At 37.4% G+C, this 24543-nt stretch carries 18 protein-coding genes and 1 pseudogene; 3 read left to right on the top strand and 16 right to left on the bottom strand.

The annotated features are described in order from the left end of the window. Positions 1–389: 389 nt before the first annotated feature. The 16 genes from PVA17_RS02605 to PVA17_RS02530 form a co-directional block, all read right to left on the bottom strand. Positions 390–2084 (bottom strand): methyl-accepting chemotaxis protein, encoded by a 1695-nt coding sequence (locus PVA17_RS02605; RefSeq protein WP_132360694.1) that lies wholly within the window; start codon positions 2082–2084, stop codon positions 390–392. Between the two features lie 345 nt (positions 2085–2429). Next, positions 2430–2795 carry a hypothetical protein gene (locus tag PVA17_RS02600; RefSeq protein WP_132360696.1) on the bottom strand — a complete coding sequence of 122 codons (366 nt, stop codon included), beginning with the start codon at positions 2793–2795 and terminating at the stop codon, positions 2430–2432. A 179-nt stretch (positions 2796–2974) separates the two neighbouring features. Next, positions 2975–4441, bottom strand: a complete 1467-nt coding sequence (locus tag PVA17_RS02595) for a class I adenylate-forming enzyme family protein (RefSeq protein ID WP_132360698.1) — start codon at positions 4439–4441, stop codon at positions 2975–2977. Positions 4442–4457: 16 nt separating this feature from the next. Continuing rightward, positions 4458–5189: a 3-oxoacyl-ACP reductase FabG gene (gene fabG, locus PVA17_RS02590; RefSeq protein ID WP_132360700.1), complete on the bottom strand. Its 732-nt coding sequence runs from the start codon at positions 5187–5189 to the stop codon at positions 4458–4460. Next, positions 5173–6084, bottom strand: a complete 912-nt coding sequence (phaZ, locus tag PVA17_RS02585; protein ID WP_274066795.1) for an intracellular short-chain-length polyhydroxyalkanoate depolymerase — start codon at positions 6082–6084, stop codon at positions 5173–5175. Before phaZ ends, fabG begins: the two co-directional genes overlap by 17 nt. 12 nt (positions 6085–6096) lie before the next feature. Further along, positions 6097–7101, bottom strand: a complete 1005-nt coding sequence (locus PVA17_RS02580) for a 3-oxoacyl-ACP synthase (protein WP_274066794.1) — start codon at positions 7099–7101, stop codon at positions 6097–6099. Continuing rightward, positions 7098–8117 (bottom strand): ABC transporter permease subunit, encoded by a 1020-nt coding sequence (locus PVA17_RS02575; protein ID WP_132360703.1) that lies wholly within the window; start codon positions 8115–8117, stop codon positions 7098–7100. Before PVA17_RS02575 ends, PVA17_RS02580 begins: the two co-directional genes overlap by 4 nt. Continuing rightward, positions 8114–8986: a branched-chain amino acid ABC transporter permease gene (locus PVA17_RS02570; RefSeq protein WP_132360704.1), complete on the bottom strand. Its 873-nt coding sequence runs from the start codon at positions 8984–8986 to the stop codon at positions 8114–8116. Before PVA17_RS02570 ends, PVA17_RS02575 begins: the two co-directional genes overlap by 4 nt. Positions 8987–9001: 15 nt before the next feature. After that, positions 9002–9709 (bottom strand): ABC transporter ATP-binding protein, encoded by a 708-nt coding sequence (locus PVA17_RS02565; RefSeq protein WP_132360705.1) that lies wholly within the window; start codon positions 9707–9709, stop codon positions 9002–9004. Beyond that, on the bottom strand, positions 9684–10460 hold the full coding sequence (locus PVA17_RS02560) for an ABC transporter ATP-binding protein (RefSeq protein WP_132360706.1): 777 nt from the start codon (positions 10458–10460) through the stop codon (positions 9684–9686). The genes PVA17_RS02565 and PVA17_RS02560 overlap by 26 nt, the downstream gene beginning before the upstream one ends. 91 nt (positions 10461–10551) lie before the next feature. Next, positions 10552–11793 carry a substrate-binding domain-containing protein gene (locus PVA17_RS02555; RefSeq protein WP_132360707.1) on the bottom strand — a complete coding sequence of 414 codons (1242 nt, stop codon included), beginning with the start codon at positions 11791–11793 and terminating at the stop codon, positions 10552–10554. A 402-nt stretch (positions 11794–12195) separates the two neighbouring features. Continuing rightward, positions 12196–13014, bottom strand: coding sequence for an alpha/beta fold hydrolase (locus PVA17_RS02550; protein ID WP_132360708.1), 819 nt, complete (start codon positions 13012–13014; stop codon positions 12196–12198). 240 nt (positions 13015–13254) lie between these two features. After that, complete coding sequence (locus PVA17_RS02545) at positions 13255–16443, bottom strand: BTAD domain-containing putative transcriptional regulator (protein ID WP_274066793.1); 3189 nt, start codon at positions 16441–16443, stop codon at positions 13255–13257. A gap of 237 nt (positions 16444–16680) precedes the next feature. Then, on the bottom strand, positions 16681–17181 hold the full coding sequence (locus tag PVA17_RS02540) for a GrpB family protein (RefSeq protein ID WP_132360711.1): 501 nt from the start codon (positions 17179–17181) through the stop codon (positions 16681–16683). A gap of 301 nt (positions 17182–17482) precedes the next feature. Beyond that, on the bottom strand, positions 17483–18418 hold the full coding sequence (locus PVA17_RS02535) for an alpha/beta fold hydrolase (RefSeq protein ID WP_274066792.1): 936 nt from the start codon (positions 18416–18418) through the stop codon (positions 17483–17485). Between the two features lie 280 nt (positions 18419–18698). Next, positions 18699–19679 (bottom strand): diaminopimelate dehydrogenase, encoded by a 981-nt coding sequence (locus PVA17_RS02530; RefSeq protein ID WP_274066791.1) that lies wholly within the window; start codon positions 19677–19679, stop codon positions 18699–18701. Positions 19680–19961: 282 nt separating this feature from the next. On the opposite strand from PVA17_RS02530, the gene PVA17_RS02525 reads away from it, so the two are divergent. From PVA17_RS02525 to PVA17_RS02515, 3 genes and pseudogenes are all read left to right on the top strand, one after another. Then, positions 19962–20345, top strand: coding sequence for a hypothetical protein (locus PVA17_RS02525; protein WP_274066790.1), 384 nt, complete (start codon positions 19962–19964; stop codon positions 20343–20345). A gap of 658 nt (positions 20346–21003) precedes the next feature. Next, positions 21004–21941 (top strand): annotated as a pseudogene (locus PVA17_RS02520) (transposase); the annotation flags it as partial. 454 nt (positions 21942–22395) lie between these two features. Further along, entirely contained in the window at positions 22396–24105 is a 1710-nt protein-coding gene (locus PVA17_RS02515) for a methyl-accepting chemotaxis protein (RefSeq protein WP_274066789.1), read from the top strand. Positions 24106–24543: the final 438 nt, after the last annotated feature.

The raw sequence follows: 24543 nt of genomic DNA, 5'->3' as shown, positions 1-24543 counted from the left end.
TGAAACCTATTTATTCGCTTCAATCCCCATCTGTAGGTTTTATATTCATTATTTTATAATTGGCCCGTTTAGGTCTAAAATTATTAGCGTTACCATATCATCTGGAATATTATTGTTCTTTTTCACTTCAACAAAACCTAGTAATCCTCTTCTCAAAATCATGATCTACCAAAAAGCACCTACTTGCTGTGAAAATTTTCAACTCGTTTTGTGAACTGCATCAACAGGACATAAAACCCGAAACCTACTAGTTTTAACTCCTCAATTTCTTTAATCCCTATGCGCTGCAAAATTCTGTCATTTTACATTTTTTCCAATAAAATAAATAACCCTCTTTTTCCTATAAAAATTGAAAAACGCCTGGATATCCAAGCATTTTTCAACGTTCCTTAATATTGAAATTTTTTTAATAAGCTTTGAAGCTCGTGTGCCTGTTGTGCCAGCTCTTTGGCTGAAGAGGCCATATTGTCTATGAAAGCTAATTGCTCCTTCGCTGTTAGCGTCACGTGCTCCGTACTTTCGGTTGCCTTGCTCGCAATGCGTGCCATTGCTTCTGTTGAGGCAGTAACTTCTTCAACACTTGCGGACATTTGCTCCGTCACGGCCGAGATGTCATGTAACTGCGTGCTAACCCCTTTAATCGACTGCATAATTTTGTGGAAGGCCAGTTTTGTATCATCTACAACATCCATACCTGATGCTGCTTCCTTCGAGTTACTAGAAATAGCCGAAATTACATTGGCTGTATCATTTTGAATGGAATGAATAAGTGTTGCTATTTGGTCAGCTGATTCCTTTGATTGTTCTGCTAATTTGCGAACTTCATCAGCAACGACAGCAAAGCCTTTTCCTTGTTCACCAGCACGAGCCGCTTCAATAGCTGCATTTAAGGCCAGCAAATTTGTTTGGTCGGCGATGTTTGTAATCACATCAACGATATTGCCAATTTGCTGTGACTGATCACCTAATATACGGACCTGTGCCTCTACATTGCCAGATGATTCATTAATAATTGTCATTTGATTCAATACACGATTCAAAGAATCATTGCCTTGTGTAGCCTCATCACTCATTAAATCAGCAGCATCTGAAACAATTGAAGCGGTTTCAGCAACTTGTTGGATGCCTATGGCCATTTCCTGCATGGCAGTTAGGCTATCACTTGTGCTTTGTAATGTCGTTTTTGAACCATCCGCTATATCTTCTAATGTTGACGTTAGCTGTCTCGTCATAGCTGCTGTTTGCTGCGATTTAGTTGTTAAGCCATCAGAAGATACATCAACTTGTTTAGACGATTGTGCTATTTGTTGCATTAATATTTTTAAGCTTGTCAGCATTTTGTTAAAAGATTGCGCTAGCTCCCCTGCTTCATCCTTGGAATTAATTTGTAACTGTTTTGTTAAATCTCCTTCTCCATCCGCAATATCTCGTAGTTGATTGTTTATTTCATGAAGCGGTTTCACAAATGCTCTTGTGAAAAGGAAGCTACCTAATACAGCTATGATTGCTCCGATGAACAATACAATGAGAAGCTTACCGATAAAGGCAAAAATAATTGTATTAACCCCATCTATTGTTTCACCGACAAACCACATGCCAATGATGTCTCCATTTGCATCTTTAATCGGTGCATAGAGTGTTAAATATTTCGTTCCTACTACATCAGCTTCACCTATAAAGGTTTCCCCTTTGTTCATGACATTTTCAACGACTTTTGGATCAGCATCTTTGCCCACTAAACGTTCTCCATTTAGCTTTAGGTTGGTGATCAGTCCTTTTGACCCTTGAAAAATGGTTACACCGCCATCGATGCTTTCTCCTACCTCATCTACAAAGGCTTCCTGATTAACGATTTTTGTATCCCCTTTGTAAAGTTCCCCATCTTGTATAGCCCAATCTCCCTTAAATCGTTCTTCTAGAAGTGCATAGCCGACCTTTGAAATATGGGTTACACTCTGCTCAAAATTATTAAGCATAATTTGTTTCACTTGTATATGGGATACAATTCCAATCATAATGCTTAAAAAAAGAATAACCCCCACTAAAAGCAAATTAAATTTTGTGCTAATTTTAAAAGTGCGCAAATAATTTGTCTCTCCTTCCTCATATTAATTAGGAATATTATGTATAAAATGTAAACGTAAACCATTTATATTAAACATGATTCTATAAATAGTTTCAATATATTATCAATAAATTAACATTTTTAATCATTATAGGGTGTTTCGAGAAATGTGAGGTTGATTTTGTTCCGACTGTGCGCATTCTTGAGAGGGTACAATGAGCCGCTTCACTTCGCTGTAAGTTCTCATTTGTGACGCTAATCCTTAAGCAGAAGTCCAGCCTCCACTGTCATCAATCCTCACTAGTATTTTTTGGGGAAGTTTAAATTATTTACCCATATATTGGAGAAGCGGCCATTGAATAAGTTATTTATTGGAAAGTTCATCAATCGCTAGAACAGCTAGTTCCAACGCTTTAATTCTTCTTTCTAAAAGCGTTTTTTGGGGACTACCAGCCTTTGACTTTACATATACTTTCTCAATTGATGGAAATAAACTAGTAAGAACATTGCGAGCCTCTGCTAATTCTTCCTGGGAGTAATGATGGGGGCTTTGATGCCAAACGTTTTCTAGTATTGCTAATCCAATGCAAACAGCTTTGAGTCGTTTCTTTACTAAGGTAGTATTTGCGCCTTTTTGAATCATCTGGGATAAGGCATTTTCGAGTTTATTGATGGTCGATCGTAACGATTTTATTGATTCCAATTTTTCTTCATTTGATACGTTTTCCATTTTAGTACTGCCCTTTCTTCGTTTCCGAATTCTATACCTTGATACTTGATAAAATCGTAAAAAACTGATTTCACTTGCAATATTTTAACATAGCAGCAAGTTGCTTAATAGCAGCAAAAAACGCCTGGATATCCAAGCGTTTTTTATCTTTATTCAGTAAATATTTTTTTGCAGCTGGCTTAATTCGCAGCTTTCACATACATTTGTAATACTTTTTTATCGATCTTTCCAACACTTGTTTTTGGCAATTCATCGATGAACATAATCTTTTTTGGAATTTTGTAGCGACCTAAATACTTACTACAGATTTCTTTGATTTCCTCTAATATAGTATCTTGCTTATCCCGGCAAACGATAACGGCCACCACGATTTCACCCCAATAATCATCCACCATTCCAATCACCGCAACCTCTTGCACTCGCTGATGGCGTAAAATGCATTGCTCTACCTCCTGAGGATAAACATTTTCTCCACCAGAAATAATCATCTCTTTACTGCGACCGACAATGTAAAAATCACCATCATCATCCATCATTGCTAAATCGCCAGTTTTTAACCACCCATCTTGAATGATTTTTTCAGTCTCCTGCTGATTATTCCAGTAAAAGCGAAACATATGCTTCCCTCTAACTAATAGCTCTCCGACTACGTTTGGTGCACAGCTTTCTCCTGCACTATTGATAATTTTAGCTTCATTGAATTGCATGCTCTTCCCCACGGCACCTTTTTTTAAATAAGCGGCCTCTCGTGAAATATAAAAATTATTAGGCCCCGCTTCTGTTAAACCGTAGCCCTCTTTAAAAAATAGTCCCTTCTTGAAAAATGCGTCATATATTGGATACGGGCATGGTGCGCCCCCTGATAAAAAAACTTTCACGGAAGGGAAGCTACTGCTCTTAAAGTAATCCTCCGCAATCATCGCTTGGTACATCGTCGGCACAAAAAGCGAAATCGTTGTCTTGTACTGATTAATCGCTTTTAGAGCTTTTTCTGCCTCAAACTTATCACCAATAACAACTGTACCGCCAGCCATTAGCAGCGGTATACATAAGGCATTCAAACCACCTGTATGGAACAACGGCATATAATTTAACGTACAATCACTATCGCTCAAGCCCCAGCTAATAATTGTATTTATCGCATTCCAATTAACAGAATTAAAGGATAGGACAACACCTTTCGCCTTACCAGTTGTGCCCCCTGTATAAATCATTAGCCAAGGGTCATTAAGGTCTACTGCTCGAATGGTTAGCGTAGCTCCTTCATTAGCTACACGAAGGGAATGCATGTTTTCGAAAGATAAAGGGCAATTTATTTCTTCATCGTAAAGCAGTAAAGAAGGCGTAGCATCCGTCAAAATATCAGTTAATTCCGTCGTACTCATACGCCAATTCAATGGCACGTAAATAAGGCCTCTTAATCCGCAGGCGAATAGGACAGCAAAAAGCTGAATATGATTTTTCGCAAATACGGCTACACGACTCCCAGCCTGCAAGTTTTGGCGCTCAAAAAAATGACTCCATTTAGTGATTTCCTCTGTTAATTGCTGATAAGTCCACTGTTCCTTTGTTTCTAAGTTCACCAATGCTAAACGTTTAGGTGTTAGAGTTGCACGTTTTAAAATCCAGGATTGCTCTACAAACATCTTGAAAGCCTCCTTATCACATCATAATTGCTCCATCCACATGAAGCGTGTGACCGTGGACATAGGAAGCCTCATCAGATGCTAAAAATAAATAAGCATTGGCAATATCTCTAGGTGTTCCTAATCTTTGCAGTGGTACGATGGAGCGCATTTGTGCTAGCACATTTTCAGGCATTTTTTTCACCATATCTGTTTCTGTAAAGCCCGGTGCAACCGCATTCACGTTGATACCTTTGCGCCCTAATTCCTTCGCCCATGTTTTGGTCATGCCAACAATAGCGGCCTTTGCGGCAGCGTAATTTGTTTGGCCAACATTGCCATAGACGCCACTAACAGAGGATGTATTAATAATTTTCCCCCCACCGGCAGCAATCATATGTGGAATTACTTCTTGTGTACACTGAAATACTCCAGTCAAATTCACATCAAGCACCTGCTGAAACTGATCTTCCGTCATTTTTGTTAACATTGCATCACGAGTAATACCTGCATTATTCACTAAAATATCAACTCGACCCGAATGCTCTATAACTGTTGTCACTAGCTTCTTGACACTTTCCCTATCTGCAACATTTACTTGCACAAATAATGCCTGGTCACCTAATTGCTGGGCAGCTGAAATGCCCGCTTCTTCATTAAAATCTGCAATGACAACGAATGCACCCTCTTCAATAAATCGTTCAGCAGCAGCATAGCCAATCCCGTTCGCTGCTCCTGTAATAATGGCAACTTTATTGTTTAAACGCATAATTTTTTCCTCCAATTTCTAAAAATGCTTCAATTTCAGTTGTAAGCTGTGGTAAATCATCAATTAATGGGGAGTGACCGCAGTCTTTTAAACTGACGAATTGTGCATTCGTGCCTAAATCGAGCATTATTTCTTCATTCATTCCTTCTGTTATGACATAATCACGATCCCCTCTTAACACTAAAACGGGAATGGTAATGTGTTGAACCTCATGAGTGCCCTTGGCGACCTCATGATTAACAGCACTTATATTGAAGACATTTAATGCATGATAAACTTCAGCTAAATTTCGTTGCGTCAACATATCCTCCACATATGACTGATAGTGCTCCGGGCTAGGCTGATTATGCGTGTATATAAGTGCGTTCCAGACCGACTGTAAGCCTTGCACATTTTTCGAATCATAGAAGCCCTGTACTAATTTTGTTTTAAATGTATCGACGAGTACTTCTTCATAGCTAAATGCCCTTTTTAATGCTGCTTGATTGCCAGTACCTAAATCCGTGTAAAATGGGTAACCTCTCGTAGATGCCGAAGCTAGTAAAATAAGCTGCTGACAATAGCCTGGATACTGTGCGACAAACTGCATACATACAGCTCCGCCCGTTGACCAGCCAATCATGTCAAACTGTTTCAATTGAATGACGTCCACAAAAAGCTTCACATCATCGCTAAAATCTTTCATCGCAGAAATTGGTTTATGATAAGATGAACCACCAAAACCTCGTAAATCCAGTGCATAAATTGTATATTTTTCATCCAACGCATCGATTAGAACGTCCCAATGTTTGGAGGATGTCATATTGCCATGAATAAGTAATAAAATTCGTTCTCCCCCTTGGCGTTTACGATAAGCAATCGTTTCTCCATTAGATAGCTGAACAGTTTTTAACATCGCATTTCCCCCTTATCCCCATCGAATCGTAATAGCTCCCCAGACATAACCAATACCTGCACTAACAAGTGTGACGATGTCTCCATCATGGATACGGCCTTCATCTAACGCCAGCTGCAATGATACTATTTGGTCAATCTGTCCAATATGACCATACTCTCGTAAATATATGGATTGCTCCTGCTGCAGGCCGAGTTCAGATAAAATATAGTCATGCGCTGATTTTTTCATATGAAGCATCGCTAAATAACGAATATCCCCCTCATTTAATCCACTTTTCGCCAAGGATGTTCGAATTACCTTCAAAAAATTACTTAAAGATTTTTGCTCTAGGCGCTCCTTCATCCCAATCGGATCGATCACATCGAGCTGATACAAATTATTTTCTAAATCAGAAGGCGTTAAAGGTTTTTTTGTACCACCGACAGGCACGACTACATCCTCTGAGAACGAGCCATCCGTCATAATATCCGCCTCTAATAACCGATTTTTGTCATAGTTTTTTTGTAACAAGATAGCGCCACCACCAGCTGCTAAATTGTACATAAAGCGTGTTCGAGGATTGCCATAATCGATAAAATCAACATTTCGATAGCCACCAGCTAAGAGGATCGTCTGAATGGAATCATCCGACGCCATTAAGCTTTTCGCTAGTTTTAGTGCCATAATGGTCGTGCCACATCTTAATTGCACATCGAATGCCCAAGCATTTACGGCCCCTAGCTCCTCCTGCATTTTTATCGAGGCAGTCCATAAGGGATACTCCTTATGCTCCTCTCCCATATAAATGACAACATCAATATCTTTCGGGTCGATTTGAGCTTTGCGTATAGCGTCCTGCGCTGCCCATATCCCCATTTGAACCGTATGATCTTGCTCACCAGGAATAGGCTTTTCATAGATGCCCATTTTTTGTCGAATAATATCCTCTGGAATATTGGAAAGTCTCGCAATCTCTTTAGAGGTCATTTTCGTTTGTGGAATATAGATTCCTGTGCTTACAATGCCTACTGTCATTCAAATCGCTCCTTCTCCTGCGACGGGACAACCGATGTTTGATTTTGGTCCTTATGCTTTAATCGCCATTTCCAAAACATCAAGCGCAGTGATCCAATAATTCCTTTTGGGAAAAAGATAACAGCTAAAATATAAAGAATTCCAAAAAAGATAATCCATCGTTCAAATATTGGATAATCACGAGCTAACCCCGATAGTGCATGCTGGGCATATTCAATAACAGCCGACCCTAATAAAGGTCCAACTAATGTGCCCACACCACCAATAATTGTCATTAATAATGCATCAAGCGTAATGTCCATTGTCATCACACTCGTATTGACAAATCGTAGTGACACAGCATATAAGGAGCCTGCTAAACTTGCAACGGTTCCAGCAACAATTGATGCAATCACTTTATAGTACAAGGTGTTATAGCCTAATGATTTTGTTCGTTGTTCATTTTCTCGAACAGCAATTAAAATTCGACCAGTTGGCGAGTGAACGAAACGATTTAGCGCAATAAAAATAACGACTAAGCATGCTAGCACGATGAAATAAAACGTCATTCGATCTCTAAACATTTCGGGTGCTCTAAACGTAAAACCATCATTTCCGTATGTAACAGAACGCCATTTTTCTGCCACTACTAAAAATAGTCCCGAAAAAGATAATGTCAGCATCGCAAAGAAATGACTTTTTAATCGCAGTGTCAATAATCCTACTAAGAAGCTAATAAAGCCTGTTAGCAACATGCCGACTACGATTGATAATAAAAATGTTGCAAGTGTTGGCTCCATTTGTTTCAGCATAACTGCCGTTGTGTAGGCACCTAAACCAAAAAACATCGCATGCCCGAACGACACAATACCTGTATAGCCAAGGAGAATGTCATAGCTCATCGCTAAAATACCGAAAATAAAGATTTGCGTTAATAAAATGATGAGCGTCCTTGAATCATAAACGAAAGGGAGAAGTACTAAAATCGCTACTATGAGGAAAAAGCATAGATGCTGCAATGATTGCCTCATTGTCATTTCGATCTCTCCTTTCTCATAGCAAATAAACCTTGTGGACGGAAAATTAAAACAATGGCCATTAAAATCATATTGACTGCAAGCGATAGCACTGGCACATAATAAGCCATGAAGCTACCTGCTAAACCGACTAAAATTGCTGCCAATAGCGAGCCTGAAAAACTGCCCATTCCTCCGATTACGACAACGATAAAACCTAGAATCGCATACTCCATGCCCATTTCCGCATAGATAACACCTGAATACGGAGCCATTAACATGCCACTAAGTGCTGCGAGTGCCGCACCAACCATAAAAACATATAAAAATACCCGCTTTATATGAATGCCGAGTGCTTGTGCCATTTCTTTATCCTGTACACCCGCTCGAACGATTAGCCCAATTTTCGTTTTCTTTAACATGTATTGAAAAATACTGAAAATGATAAAACCTACTACAATAATAAATAATCGATATTTTATAATAATAACGTCCCCAATTTCCCAGCTGCCTGTTAAGTAGCTCGGTGTTTTTACTGCCACACCATTTGGACCAAAAACAACTTTAATCAACTCCTGTAGCACAAGCATCAGCCCTAATGTAATTAAAATTTGCTGAATATGATTGCCATACACAGGTGTAATAATTAATTTTTCAGTAATGAGCCCGAGTAAAGCTCCTGTTACGATGGCACCTACAACGCCAATGAGAAAGCTCTCAGTGAACATATACGTAAATATGCCAGCATAAGCCCCCCAAACAAATAACCCCCCATGAGCAAAGTTCAAAACATCCATTAATCCAAAAATTAACGTCAGACCTGCCGCCAGTAAAAAAATTAACATGCCAGTTGCCAGGCCATTAATGAGTAGATTGACGAATAGCTCCAATAAGTACACCACCTTTTATCCGATTCCAAGATATTTTCGTTTTAATTCTTCATGATGGATAAGATCCTGCATGTTGCCCGAGTGAACTGTTCTACCATCATCGATCAACGTATACGTATCACCAATTCGGCTCGACATTATAAAGTTTTGCTCAACAAGAATGATGGACGTTTGCTTTTTCATTTCAACGATGGCCTCCATTACTTTCTCTACCACTATCGGCGCTAGTCCTTTAGAAGGCTCATCAATCAACATTAATTTACTATCATTGATAAATGCCCTTGCCATGGACAGCATTTGTTTTTGACCACCCGAAAGATGTCCGCCCGCCTTCTTCCAAAATTTCTTCAAATCAGGAAACAGCTCCAGCACATAATTTTGTCGCTCTAAAGTAGCCGTATCTTCTTTACGCATGGCCACTTTCATATTTTCCTCAACGGTTAAATCTGCAAAAATCCCTTGGTTTTCTGGTACATAACCTATTCCTAATTTTGCCACTTTATAGGTCGGGCTTTTTTTAATAGATTGTGAGCGAAATTCTACCTCTCCCTTTAAAGCAGGTGTTAACCCCATAATCGTTTTTAAGGTGGTCGTTTTGCCTGCACCATTTCTGCCGAGCAGTACACTTACCTGCCCCTCCTTTGCCTCAAAATTGACCCCTTGCAAAATATGATATTGACCGATATATGTGTGGACATCATTTAATTTCAGTAAGGTGTTCATCGTACAGACCTCCTAAATATGCATTTTGTACGGTTTCGTTTTTCATGATGTCCTCCGGTGTTCCATCTGCAATAAGCTGGCCACTAAATAGCACCATAATCGAATCCGACAAATCTAGAATCATATCCATCTTGTGCTCAATGAGGAGAATGGTTTTATCACCTTGATTTTTAATCGTGCGAATCACCTCTAAAATTGTCGGCACCTCCTCTAAGGACATACCTGCCGTTGGTTCATCGAGTAAGAGGATTTCCGTATCAAGTGCTAACAGCATCGCAATCTCAAGCTTTCTCTTTTCCCCATGGGACAGCATTGTCGTGAGCGCATCTCTTTTATTGTCAAGCAAGACGAGTGATAATAGTTCCTCCGCCTTTTCTGTAATCGCCTTATAACTTTTATAATGCCGAAATAATTGGAAACGAACTTTCTCCTTGGATTGCACAGCCAGACGGACATTTTCTAATACTGTCAGGTTCGGGAAAACATTCGTAATTTGAAAAGAGCGCCCTAGCCCCATTCTCGTTCTTTCAATCGCTGATTTTTGCGCAAGCGATTGTCCTTTAAAATAGACATCCCCGGCAGTCGGCTTTAATTCTCCGCTAAGCAAATTAAAGAAGGTTGTTTTCCCAGCTCCATTCGGTCCAATAATTGATTTCAAATGTTTTTCCGGCATATTAAAATTCACCTGGTCGACAGCTGTGTGTCCGCCAAAACGAATAGTTAAGTTTTCTGTTCGTAAAATAGGTTCCATCGTATTCTCCTTTCAAGTACTTCTATCTCTCTTCACCCATTCTCATTCGAAAGTGGGTGAAGAGAGACAGAAAAATATCTGTCTCGTATTGTCACTTATTCATAATTGGCGGTGCCGTTTCTTCAGGGCTAAGCTCACGAATTAGCACTGGTACCGGATAGTCTGCACCATCTTGTTTTTCCAGACGGATAGAATACATCGACTGTAATGCTTGATGGTCTTCTTTTCGGAAAGTCATCTTTCCTTTAGGCGTTTCAAATGACATCCCTTCCATAATGCCGATAAGTTTTTCTGCATCCGTATTACCATCTGATTTTTTCAGCGCATCTACAATTGAGATGGCTGCAGACATGCCTCCTGGCGTAAATAAATCTGGAACTTCATTGAAGCGTTTTTTATGTTCCTCAACTAACCATTTATTGATATCATTTTGTGGTAACGTATGATAATAAACGGAGAAACCTTCCATACCAATTAACGGATTCATAAACTTTAATGCAATAATATCTGGTGCACCCGTTGAAATTTTTATGCCCTTTTCTTGAATCTTCAAATCTGCAATTTGATTCCACGGTGAGTTTGCACCTGCCCATACAACAAATAAATAATCTGGTTTTTTATCAATTACTTTTTGCAAATTGGACGTAAAATCAGTTGCTGCTGGATCGGCATATTCCTCTAAAACAATTTCTGCGCCTAGCTTTTCCGCAGCAGTCTTAAATGCCTTCACCCCATCCCAGCCAAAAGAATAATCCGGTGCAAACGTTGCAATCTTAACACCCTTTCCTGCAATCGCTGCCGCCGCTGCATAAGCATCTTGGGAAGAATTTCGACCTGTACGGAAAATATACTTATTAAATTCTGAGCCCGTAATGCTATCCGCTACTGCCGGCTCTACCACCATAATCTTTTGGTATTCCTCCGCCAGAGGTAGAACAGCAAGCGTATCACCTGAGCTAGAGGAACCTACTAAGAAATCAACCTTGTCATCTTCTAATAGCTTTGTCGCTTTTTGTACCGCAACCTCAGGCTTTGTTTCTGTATCTTCATAAACAATTTCTATTTTCTTACCGTTAACTTCCATCGTGCCTCCTGTAGCATAATCAATCCCTAATTCAAAGCCATTCTTTGTTTGTTTCCCATACGACTCAAGGGCACCCGTCAATGACGCAAGCACACCAATTTTAATCGTGCCCCCTCCCCCAGCAGTCCCTTTTGTCTCATCCTCTGAAGCCTTACTATCTGTTGAATTATCCTTCGTCCCCTCTGAATTACAAGCCACCATCAACATCGTCAGCATTAATAAAAGCACAAATAACCAATGCTTCCTCATCCCAAAACCCCTTTCATAATGAACTAAAAGAAAGCGCTTTCGTTGCTATGAAAACACTATATAAAACTTCAGTTACAAATTAGTTACAACATAAGTGTGTTTTTTCCAGGGATGAAGGTTTATCGAAACATTTTTGAGATTTATCGAGAAATTTTGATTGTTTATCGACCAAGTTTTTCAATTTATCACCCAACTTTTAAAAAATATCGACCTTCATGTACTCAAATCTTAGCTGCCGCCCTTTTTTGAAGTAAAGTGAGATTTATCGGAATAAAATTGTTTTTTATCGGAACAATTTCTGATTTTATCGGAATGTTTTATCGATTTATCGGAATCTTTTAGAAATTTATAGTTAAAAAGGACTCACCTAATTTGGTGAATCCTTATAGTTAGCCCTAAAGATTAATTATTAAATTCTTCTACCCGCTCCAACCATTCACTCATAAGACTCGTAAACAATGTTGCTTGTTCAATTTGCAAGTTATGCCCGGCCTTATCTAAAATGGTGAAGGCTGCTCTTGGGAATTTATCTAAAATGGCAAAAGCGTCCTTATAGCCAACCATTGAATCCTGTTTACCCAGCAAAAATAAGCAAGGTTTATCAAATGAAATTTCATCTACAGGAAAAGAAAAACGATAGCTTCCTTGGATTTTTTCTAAAAATTCTACATCTGCGTTTCTTTGACCTGCTAACACTTCATTTGTATAGCGATGACAATTATAGTCATCTAAAACAACAAGATGTGAGCTAAAATCCTCTAGTTCCTCTTTCGTTAATGTCGATAAAAACTCTTTATCCACCGCAACAATACTTTGTACTGGTACTGTTCGACTTTGTTTATTAGGAATAATCAGTGGACATATAAACCCAGCCCCTAAAACTTGTTCATGATACTCCCTCAAAATTCCTCGTACTAAATATCCACCATATGATTCTCCTACCAATAAATAACGTTCATTTGGTAGTAATGAGTGAATTAGTTCTACTACGGCCTCTAGCATTTCATCTGAATTATTGATCTTTTCGTAGTCTGTCGTTTTGCCCATCCCAGGGAGGTCAATATAGATTCGTTTCCAGCCCTCCCTTTCTGCAAAAACAGGCTCCATACATCCCTTCATTAGTCTATGGTCTGGCGAATATCCATGGAGCATAACGATTGGTGTTCCGGTCCCTATTATTTCATAGTAAATACTCGCCTTACTTACCTTACAAAATGACATAGTAGTTCCTCCAATATTTTTATAAATAAATGTTCTTCAAAAGTTGTTCGGTTTATTCTTATAGGGATCGGTTGATTGGCGTGGAGACTGGGCGACTCCATGGGGATCATCGTCAAAGATGAGACCTTGGAGCGCGGCGAAGCGCTCATTGGACGATCCCAGGACGCTTTGCTCTGCACGAAAGCGAAGCGTCAGCGCAAACGCCCAGCGAAAAATCACCCCCGTGATACCCAATATACACTAGCCCATTATTAAATCATAAACTACCATCGTCGATTCCATCGGTGTTGTATTTAGTTCATTTTTTAATTGCTGCACACATTTTTCATACCATTTTAACGCAAGGGAGCGGTTTTGTAATTGATAGTAACTATACATCAACAACCGATAACCTTCTTCCCATAATGGATCCTCACGTATCATTCTTTCAGCATAAAAAATAGCTTGCTTATAATTTTGTTGTCTCGTCGCATTTTGTGCTAATCTTTCAAGTACTTCAATATATAATGACTGTAACTTTTCACGATCCTGTATAAGCCAATCTAATTGTTTTTTTTCAGCATAAAGTGCATCCGTATAGCTTGTTTCAGCAAGATGCAGCCATTCGTTTGACAATTGCGGATCGAATTCCTCCATCCCTAATTCATAAAAGTAATGGAAGCGTTCGACATCAATTTGCAAAATTTGAATTTGCTGCAATTGGTACATATTATTTTTACGCTGAATAAAAAAACTGTCCTGACGCGCATTTCTATTTGGCTCAAGAACTTTTAATAACGTATTCAAGACAACTTTGAAATCCCGATCGAGCGAATTAACATTCCGCTCTGGCCATAATGCCTGTGCCATCTCTTCCTTTGGTGCAAAACGGTGGCGATGACAATATAAATAGACGAAGAGCTCCTTCGATTTATCGCGCTGCCATTCTTTATCTTCAAGCTTTCGATGATCTCTTATTAAATCCAAGCTTCCGAATAAATTCACCCGCACTTCCTCATGTGGATAAACAATATTGTCCTCTACTTGAAAATAGTTACGCATTGCTAAAATAGCGGCATTTTCTCCATCACATTTTCTACTAAATTGTAAAAGCTCATAAAAAATTATCCGATTTTGCGGACCGAGAATAGTCTTCCTTTGTAAAAAGTAGTCATAGCCATTATTGATGCATAACTGGGCAAACTGCTGAAAATAATGATTGAATTGTTGAAGATTATGTTCTTTGAAGGCAATGACAGATTGAAAAAATAGAACATGCATCTCACCATTTTGATCGCCACAGTCGTGGAATAGTCGCTGTGCCTTTTTTAATAATTGCTGTGCTTGTGCAAATTCCTGTTGTGAAATAATAATTTTAACCTCGGCGATTAATATAAGAGCGGTCATCCATGCATCTTGAACTTGCTCCGTTTCCCGTAATGCAAGAGCTACATATTTTTTAGCAGAAACAATATCTCCTTGTGCATGTTTGACAATTGCTAGTCCCATATACGGTTCGGCCTTTACGCGAGAAATATTAATAGTATTCAACAATGTAAGCGCTTTTTCATAAGCATTGCAGGCTCCTTGATAGTCCGGAAAATCTATTAATAGTAAAGCATGTGCTTTGCGAATATAACCAACCGCCTCAATAAAAACTGATTTTTCCTGTAACCCCCTACGAATCCCATGCTGAGCAGCATACCATGCATCCTTCCCCAGCCCTAATAACGCATAGACAAATGATGCCAACAGCTCACTCTCTCTATGTGTCGCGACAAGCTGTGGCGGTAATTCCAACCGCTGCGTCAGTAATTCCTTTGCTTCTAGTAGCTGCCCTGTTCTTAACAATATTCGAACATCGACATTTGCTCTTTGTAGCACATCCTCCGTCAAAGCAACCTCACCTATAAAAATTTGTCCACCTTTAGCCCTCCCTAAATTCACCAAATTTTCTGCATACTGGCGTTGCAATTCGAGAAGTTCCTCTTCATTTAACGGTGTATGATTCGCTAGCTCTAATGCCTTTTTCAAATATGGCTCTGCCAATGCTGGCTGGATTGTATCAAGATAAATATGTGCTAAACCTGCTTGCGATTTCGTCATAAAGAGATAATCATTCTTATTTTTCGCGATGCTTGCACAATGTTCATAGGACTGCTTCGCTCTTTCATAAAAAGCACGATAGCGGTGGCACTCACCTTCAAAATAATATAATTTGTAATATTTCGATTTTTCATCAGCTGAAAATCGATTTATTTTTTCTAATAGCCACTCAAATTGTCCTGCACGAACTAGACTTTCAGCATGATTTTGTAATAATTCACCACAAAAATCCTGTTCATTCGTTTTAAATGCATGATGAAGAACAGCTTGTATATTGTGCTCTTTTACATAATACAATGCTGCTTGTTTATGTAATGCAATATATTGTGAAGCATTTTGTCGCCATTTTAGCTCTAAAAAGCGAATGAACAATGCATGAAAACGATATAAACCATCCGTTGTGATCGGTTGAATAAATAAATGTCGCTGTACAAATAGTTTTAACGCCTCTGCTATTTCCGAACCATAAAATTGTGCAATAAACTCCTCAGAAAACGTGGGAAAAATCGCCAGCTTTAGTATCGTTTCTTGCTCGAATGCTGACATTTTAACATACACTTCCTCTGATAAATAGGTGAATAGATCATTAGTAGAGACATTTAGCCAATGCTCTAAGGATTCATTGTTCCATTGCTCTGCTAATAAAGAAATACTAATTGCCCAACCTTCTGTAATTTCTAAAACCTTAGATATTTCTTCTTCTGTTAAATGCACTGTTACATATTCCTCGAAAAAAACAGCGATCTCCTCTGAAGAAAACACTAATTCACCTTCTGAAATAACGAGTAATTTTTTTTGTAGCTTTAATTTTCTCGTAATATCCCAATTCGGCAACGTTCTAGTGGCGATGATAAAATGAATATTCGGTGGTGAAAACTCAATTATCTTTTCCATCACATAATTAATATGAAATTCATGATCGACAAGATGGTAGTCATCAATGACAATTAACATCGGCACTTCGATTTCACATAAACTATTGACAAATAGCTTAAACCAACGATTAAGTTCCTCTATTTTCGGAAAACGGGATAATTGATTCCATGCATCAAATTCTTGACCAAAGCTCGGAACAATACGTTTGATACTAAAAAATAAATGCCTTAAAAACGGCAATATATTATCATCTTCCTCCGACACACTATACCAGGAAAATTTGCTTGATTGTGCATGTAGAAATTGTGTAAGGATAGTTGTTTTGCCATATCCAGCGCCACTATGAATGAGTGTGCAAGTATGGTCTAAGCTTTTAGTTAATGTTCTCATTAATGTAGCTCTACTAATACAATGATTGGACGGACTCGGTGGAATACATTTTGATTGAATAATAATGTTTGTCGTCATATGGTGATAACCTCCCCATTCAACTGGTTATGTAAGGTTATAAGTCTTCAGAGTTAAAATCTTTAAATGATGATTTCCTTGTATAATCCAATAATTTCACATTTTATATCCAATAAAAGCGAAAACTCACGTATCGCAATTGTTGCTAAGTCAAACCACGAGAGGAGTTTTCGCTTTGTTCTCCAAGTTTATCAAATTGTTTTTACCGTTACCAATTTTTAAGTAGCTCTCCATTACTTAACTCAATTTCTTAAACTCAGGCGTTTCCATTAATCTTTGGAAGAAGATATCTTTAGCTTCCCGATAGTCATCCATTGATTTGGCTTCGTATTCTTTCTTCAATTTATCATATGCATCTCGATATTTATTATTTGCCAATAAAACTTCTCTAAACTTCCAAAAGAAATCAAACTCAGAATTAATTACAGTTAATTGAACTCCTAAAGGAGGTATAGTTGTATCATCTTTAAATGCCCTAAATGTATCTGTTTTGACACTTCCATCATTACTTTCATATAAATTAGATAGAAGTTCTACTGCATTCGAAAATTGTTCAGCACTAACACGTACTTGGATGTCTAAATCACCTTTAGTAAGGCTATTCGGAATTGCTGAACTACCAACATGCTGGATATCGGCCTTTGGTAGAAATTCTGTTATTTTATTTTTGTGTATCAAAAAAGTTTTCTCTGCATTTTCATGAAATAATTCATTATTAAAAAAATTTACTTTTTCCATATAAAAACACCCTCCTTTTTTATAAAACAGCACGAAATTAGTAGTTTTCCTTTATTTTACCACAATAGCCCAATTTTACCCTATCGCCAGTACGAAATGTGTTTCTTCAGGATTCTTTGCTAGATTTACAATCAGTACCTTCAGTTTTAGTTACTAAACCATGGCACTTGGCCATTTATCTCCTCAATTTAAAACGAATCCATTTTGAAGATTGATCAAAATGGATTCTTATTCATATTGAGTTTTTCCATAGATATGAAAACCTTTGCTATACCGCCGTTTAAAGGATAGTAAATGTAAACTAATTCTGTTCTTTGATACTTATCAAAGACTGATTAAACTTGTTTGGCTCTTCCCACTGGGGAAAATGACTTGAGTTTTCAAACCAAATGAGTTTTTTCGGAGTTTTTATTGTGTGATAGTATTCCTCTACTAATGAAGATGAAACATGCCGATCATGACGCCCCTCAAAAAACGTAATAGGAACATCGAAACTCTTGTATTCACTAAAATCAACTTCCATGAGCTCTTGCCACAAATATTGTATAGATTTTAGACTCCCTTTTTCGCGATTAATTAAATCTTTAAATGTGTACTTTGATGAAAAAATGAAATCCTTTACCAATTGGCTGTAATTGCTTTTTCCATATAAAGAATGTTTGTATCGAACTACTAATTTAGTAACAAATAATAAATCGTTTAACCAATCTTCTTGAGTCAATGAAAGATCAATAGTTTTCAATCGCTGAACAATCTTTTTTTGATTTCGTTCTTCACTTTCTTTCAAAACAAAATCATATTGACACTTCAATCCTTTTTTCATGTTAACTACTTGACCACATCCATAATAACTATGTATTAGCTGCGGATATTTTTTAATGAACATCAAGCCTAGGACACTTCCCCATGAGTGCCCTAAAAGGTAAACTTTTTCTTGTTTAAACGTTTCTAACAAATAAAGAATTAAACTGTGAAGGTCTTCTATATAAGTTTCAATAGATATTTGGTCCTCTTCAGAAAATTTACAGTACGATTTTCCAGCCCCTCTTTGTTCCCATACTACAACATTAAACGCTTTTCCAAGTTCAACGTTATATTTATACATCAATGGTAATGCGGCATCACCTGGTCCACCATGCAAATAAACTAAAAGAGGTAGATTGTTATTTTCACCAAAAATGGAAATGAATTGTTTGAAAGAGCCTATTTGTATATACTTAGACACTTGAGTTTTCAATTTCTTCTCCTACCTTGCTATTTAAGATTAATACGAATAACACACTGTATCAAAAAAAGGTTTTTTTGACAATATATACAATTGATTAACAAACCCCTAATTATTTGTTAGATTGATGAGTTCACTTTACGCAATGTTCGCTATTGTGCAATCATTAATATTTTGACATCTCCAGCTTTTTATAAACTTTAAGTTTCCCTTTATAGTGATTTAACATAAATGATTTGCTAGAAATGAAAAATCCCGATTATCAACTATATGATAATCGGGTAGTTTACTATTATAAAAGTTCTTTACGTAATTCAGCAGCTGATTTTGATGATAACAGACCGAATGGGATATCGAATACTGTTTTTGCACCTTTGTCTCCTGCTTCGTTTAAGCGATAAGCTGCACGTGCAAAAGCTACTAGAACACTAGACGTGAAGTTTGGATTACTCTCAAGCTTTAATGAGAATTCAAGAATTTGTTTGTCGTTAGCGCCGCTCTCACCACTACGAATTACGAATCCACCGTGTGGCATGCCAGTGTGGTTTGCTTTAAATTCCTCTTCAGAAATAAAGTTTACTGTAGTGTCATACTCATCAAAATAATTCGGCATCGTCACGATTTCTTGCTCTACTTTTGCAGCATCTGCACCTGCCTCAAGAACAACCCAGCATTCACGTGCATGTTTTTCACGCGTTGTCAGCTCAGGATTTTCACCATTGCGTACACGGTCTACAGCCTCTTTAATTGGTAATGTGTATTGTACAGCATTGATAACACCTTCGATACGACGAATAGCATCTGAGTGTCCTTGACTTAATCCATCTCCCCAGAAAGTATAAGTTGTACCCACCGGTAGAACTGTCTCCCCAAGAATACGATTTAATGAGAATAAACCCGGATCCCAGCCAACTGAAATGACTGATACTTTTCCAGATTTTTGAGCTACTGCATCGACTGCCTCGAAAAACTCAGGAATTTTCGCATGTGTATCAAAGCTATCAATTGTATTAAACCATTGTGCGAAATGTGGTCCTTGCTCTGGTAAATCTGTAGCTGAGCCACCACATAAAATCATTACATCAATGTCATTTTGGAATTTTTCAGCATCATCTACTAAATATACACTTGCATTACTTGCGATGTTTACAGTTGAAGGATCGCGACGTGTAAATACCGCTACTAATTCCATATCTGGATTTTGCGAGATAGCATACTCTACTCCGCGCCCTAAATTTCCATAACCTACAATACCTACTCGAATTGCACCCATTAAAAATTCCTCCTCACGATTACGTGACTCTGTGAAACTTTTCACGTTAAATCTAATTACAATAATACGTTTTGTTAGGAAAATTCACAATAGTTCGAGTACGTGTTTTTCCCTTGAAATTATACAAGTTTTCTATGATTTCTATTCGTTAATGGCATGAATACGGTTACATTTTACAAATCTAACGACTAACCTTTAAGTTTTCGTTAAAGCTTTGTAAATTGAGACTATTCCGACCGTATGTCTTGTACAATAACATTAACGACAAAGGGGGCATGTTGAATGAAAGATAATTGTTATTCACCAAGCACAACAATGGAACAAGGGGAATTACTCACTCGTCCTATCCAAAATGCACAAAAATCTACTACAGCTTATATCGAAACTGAGGCAAAGCACAAAAAGATTCCACCGAACACGCACCAATGTTTAAGGGTTATACCTTTTGGCGTTATGGAAGAAACCTTAAATATCTCCATACAAAACCAAAGAGTCAATGAGGCTTCCTTTTACCATAGCGGAAAGGAGATTGCACGATGGCTGATTAAGAAAAGTGAATATAATAAGACAAGGACTGAATTAACCTTATTATATTCTTTATTTCTTCAGCATAAGATTGAGGCTTCAGTCTTTCCGCCCTTCTTTTCTAGGTATTACCGTACATAAAGGTTAAAGCTTGCCCTTGAAGTTTTGTGAGTGACCTGTTACTGGTGAAGCATAAAATTCACTCCTTGCTTCTGAAATTATATCTAACTATACAAGAAAACTAATTGCATGAGAAATAGAAAAACAAAGAACATACGGGGCGTAATAACCATATAGAGAATCATAAATTAATATGCTACATCTAATGGTTTTAAATTAACTTATTAAACCTCGCTCCCCCAAGGAATTTTAGAAGTTTCTAATTTAAGTGAAACTGGAAAAAATAAAAATAGAATAGCCAGGTAGTCTTCCCCATAAATAAAACATTTCTTCATCAAATTCAAAGATTGGATTCATTGAATTTATCTGACTTCTTTTAAGATTCTTTCTGCATTCAAACTCATAGAATAACCACTTTTGGGTATTTATTTTAACCTAGATTATTCACCATACTACAAAAATCCCCTTTGAAAAGCTGTATTTATTAGCTTTTCAAAGGGATTCAATCTTTCACTAAATAAATTAAAAAAGAATCCATTTATGTCAAGGTTATTGCGTCGAAACAAAACCAAATAGAAAAGATTCTTCTAATAGCTTTACCGCAATTGACCTTACTCTTTCTTCGGACACGGATGAACTTTTATTTCGTAAATTTGAAGAAAAATTAGGGTTCTCTCAAACAATCGCTAAGCATCTTCGCTTAAAGGATGAACGTTCAGTTGCCTCCATCAAAATGATAACTTACTACATCAAAAAAATTTATCAATTAATTGCTGTTATTATACAGACAATGCAACGGACCAACTTACCTATGATCTGATATTTACATGAGCACTAGGCATTCCTGCTCTCGCTTCTCAACCGAGTATTTCGCGTTTTCACTCGACCAATTACAACAGGCCAATCAAACACTACTAGATCGTGTCCATCATTTCAGACAATCGAAAACACTTATTATCGATCTAGATTCGACTCACGCTGATACATATAGTCACAAGAGGAAACGGCGTATAATGCTCAATATCGTACAGTCGGCTACCATCCGTTAGTCGCTTTTGACGGATTGACAGGTGATTTTCTGAAAGCCTAATTACGTTCAAGAAATGTGTATACGTTGAGGTTTCTGTGTCAGAACGGTATGTGGATGAAACGATTTATCAGGCAGCGTCTTGGTCAAACCGAGAAGAGTCATCATTCAATCCGTTCGCCCAGCTGGGGAATGATTCTTCTCGCACACGTTCTTCGTGACCAATTTCAGCGAAAGTTTCTCTCCAAAAGCCATTGTGCAGTCTTATCAAAAATGAGGCACGATAAAAAATTTCATTAAAGAAGCTAAGAATGGTTTTGGCTTTGATCAGATGAAAAGCCATGATTTCCTTGTCAACGAAGTACGCATGATGTTGAGTCTGCTTGCTTACAATCTAATGAATTGGATGCGTACGCTTGCTTTCCTACCTCAACACAAGGACATTCAAATACATACGATTCACTCATTAAAGTAGCGAGAAAACTGGTGAAATCTGGGTGCTCGCTGTATTTTAAACTGTCCTCTAGTTTGTATATAAACGATTCTTTTGGAATGTACTGACCCGGATTCAACGACTTCAAACCGAATAAGATAAAACCGACCATTTTTTTAATATCGAAACCGCACCAAGAGAGAAGTCTTATCAAATGTCGATGTCCTCTCTACTTTTTCGCTAATTCCATCAATATTTTATAGTACCGAGCCCACCATAATTCGGTAGTAATTCAGGACTATTTCCTCAATTGTTTTAGTTTATCGATATTTCGTTCAAAAAACGTCGAAGCGTGTCGAAATATATCGTGAATAGTATCATAGAATACTTTAGTGTTATAGGAAAGGAGATAAAAAGTAAGGGAAATATATAAGAATAAAGGTGTACGACTAGGAGAATAAATTTAATGAAAACAAAGGATCAAACAAGATGGTTAGCCTCCATGTTGCCATGTAGTAATTTAAAAACATGTTTGGTCGTACCCTTAATAGGGAACGATTCATTGTCTACCATTCATCAAATTACTGAATTCAAAAAGGAGAGTTTTAACCATGCTACGCAATCTGTCCATATTTAAAAAGTTGGTCCTATTGATGTTTATATCCATTTTAACAATTGGTATTATCCAAGTGAATGGATATATGACTATGAAAACTTTACAGAATAATACAGATAATATTTTTAAAGATCGACTTGAACCAAGTATTGTTCTGTCTGACTATAGACTTAATAATTGGATTATTGTTTCAAATATGTATCGTTCTATGTTTTTTATTGATGAATCAACTGTGACACAAATTAAAGATGAAGTAACGACTGCTTTTAAAGAAAATGAAAAGAATCTTGAAATTCTTAAAGCAGCCAATATGAACCCAAGTGAGAAAAAAATAATAAGTGAACTGACTCAGCAATATCCACGTTTTAAAGAAAGCATGGAGCAAGTCTTTCAACTAAGTGTTGCTAATAAGAATGAAGAAGCAACAAACCTCTTTAATTCAAGTGCCAAGCCTATACTTGACGATATTACGTCAAAAGGAATAAAGCTGACAGAATTAAATAAAAAAAATACAAGTAATTTGAATCAAGAAAGTAAAGCAAAAGCAAGTCAAGGAATTACAACCTCTCTTATCATTTCAATTGTATTAGGAATTTTATTTGTTGTGTTAGGTTTTATAGGTGTACGAAAATATCTAATTTCCCCAATTGAAAAATTAAAACTTGCTGTTCAACGAGCAGAAGCTGGGGAACTGAATTTCAGTGTGGACTATGATTCGAAGGATGAACTAGGTATCTTAACGTCTTCATTTAGCCAAATGATTGCTCATTTACGAGAGTTAATTGGTCAGGTAAAAACCTCTTCAGAACAGTTGGCTGCATTCTCAGTTGAGCTAGCAGCAAGTGCGGAACAAACAAGTGAGGCAAGTGAACACATTGCGTCTGTTACGTTAGAGGTGGCAAGTGGTTCGGATGATCAAGTTAGAACGACTATAGAAACATCAGATATTGTGGATCATATTGTACAAGATGTCCAAACAATAGCTAGAAATTCTACTAATGTTTCGGATGCTGCTATTCAAGCAGAACAACTTTCAGTGGATGGAAATGATATTATAAATACCGCTGTTCAACAAATGAACTCGATTCAAACCTCTATTGATAGTCTAGGTGGGGTAATTAGAGGTTTAGGTGAACGCTCAGCTGAGATTGGACAAATTGTTGAAGTTATAACTGGTATTGCAGCACAAACCAATCTACTGGCGTTAAATGCAGCTATTGAAGCAGCAAGAGCAGGAGAACACGGAAAAGGCTTTGCTGTCGTTTCGGAAGAAGTGAGAAAATTGGCCGAAGAATCCTCTATATCTGCACAGAGAATTTCTGAGTTAATTATAGGAATTCAAACGGAAACGAATAAAGCGGTAGATTCTATGCAGTTTACAACGCATGAAGTGGAAACGGGTATTAACAATGTAAACATTGCAGGTGGTTCCTTTGAAAAGATTAAGCATGCCATTAATGAGGTGTCTGTTCAAATTCAAGAAGTATCATCTTCAGTACAACAGATAGTTGTAGGAGCTCATCAAATGACCAAATCCATGGAACAAATCAGTGGGATTGCCCAAAGTTCTGCAGAAGGAACACAAAATATTTCAGCAGCAACAGAAGAACAGTTAGCCTCTATGGAGGAAATTACTGCATCTACTTCGGCAATTTCTAAAATGGCTGAAGACCTCCATGAAAAAACGAATATGTTCAAAGTATGAAAATGAAAAGACAATATTAAGTGTAAAAGTTAAAACAGTGTATCTATCGTCAATAGATGAATGTAATCCGTTCAATATAAGTTCTTCAATGATTGTCGAGATGATACATAAATCAAAAATCGCTGAACGTTCTTCTTTTAAAGTAACATTCAGCGATTTTTGATAGATACTTAACGACCTATTATTTTAACATCATTGAACAATATTATTTACTAAAGGGATTATTAAAGCCAAAGTAACAATTTAATCAGGTAGATAAAAGCTAAATTAAATCGAACATTCAATTACCTTTTTTAAAAACTACTCGAACTTCGCAGCTAGATAAACCAGCTCCAAACAGATGGCTTTAAGTTACACTGTAATGGATTTATGTTTCTTGACACTATTTTTAGGTATACAAAAAGCACCTCATTCTTTGGTATAGAAGTCTCTAAAACA

The organism is Lysinibacillus sp. CNPSo 3705 (genome assembly GCF_028674935.1).
Lineage (GTDB): Bacteria > Bacillota > Bacilli > Bacillales_A > Planococcaceae > Lysinibacillus.
The sequence above is the reverse complement of the archived record's forward strand: the minus strand, read 5'-3'. Positions and strand labels throughout refer to the sequence as shown.

Bases quoted from the DNA above. Each gene is read 5' to 3' on its own strand.
- PVA17_RS02600 (WP_132360696.1), bottom strand. From the start codon at position 2,795: ATGGAAAACGTATCAAATGAAGAAAAATTGGAATCAATAAAATCGTTA.
- PVA17_RS02595 (WP_132360698.1), bottom strand. From the start codon at position 4,441: ATGTTTGTAGAGCAATCCTGGATTTTAAAACGTGCAACTCTAACACCT.
- fabG (WP_132360700.1), bottom strand. From the start codon at position 5,189: ATGCGTTTAAACAATAAAGTTGCCATTATTACAGGAGCAGCGAACGGG.
- phaZ (WP_274066795.1), bottom strand. From the start codon at position 6,084: ATGTTAAAAACTGTTCAGCTATCTAATGGAGAAACGATTGCTTATCGT.
- PVA17_RS02580 (WP_274066794.1), bottom strand. From the start codon at position 7,101: ATGACAGTAGGCATTGTAAGCACAGGAATCTATATTCCACAAACGAAA.
- PVA17_RS02575 (WP_132360703.1), bottom strand. From the start codon at position 8,117: ATGACAATGAGGCAATCATTGCAGCATCTATGCTTTTTCCTCATAGTA.
- PVA17_RS02565 (WP_132360705.1), bottom strand. From the start codon at position 9,709: ATGAACACCTTACTGAAATTAAATGATGTCCACACATATATCGGTCAA.
- PVA17_RS02560 (WP_132360706.1), bottom strand. From the start codon at position 10,460: ATGGAACCTATTTTACGAACAGAAAACTTAACTATTCGTTTTGGCGGA.
- PVA17_RS02555 (WP_132360707.1), bottom strand. From the start codon at position 11,793: ATGAGGAAGCATTGGTTATTTGTGCTTTTATTAATGCTGACGATGTTG.
- PVA17_RS02550 (WP_132360708.1), bottom strand. From the start codon at position 13,014: ATGTCATTTTGTAAGGTAAGTAAGGCGAGTATTTACTATGAAATAATA.
- PVA17_RS02545 (WP_274066793.1), bottom strand. From the start codon at position 16,443: ATGACGACAAACATTATTATTCAATCAAAATGTATTCCACCGAGTCCG.
- PVA17_RS02540 (WP_132360711.1), bottom strand. From the start codon at position 17,181: ATGGAAAAAGTAAATTTTTTTAATAATGAATTATTTCATGAAAATGCA.
- PVA17_RS02530 (WP_274066791.1), bottom strand. From the start codon at position 19,679: ATGGGTGCAATTCGAGTAGGTATTGTAGGTTATGGAAATTTAGGGCGC.
- PVA17_RS02525 (WP_274066790.1), top strand. From the start codon at position 19,962: ATGAAAGATAATTGTTATTCACCAAGCACAACAATGGAACAAGGGGAA.
- PVA17_RS02515 (WP_274066789.1), top strand. From the start codon at position 22,396: ATGCTACGCAATCTGTCCATATTTAAAAAGTTGGTCCTATTGATGTTT.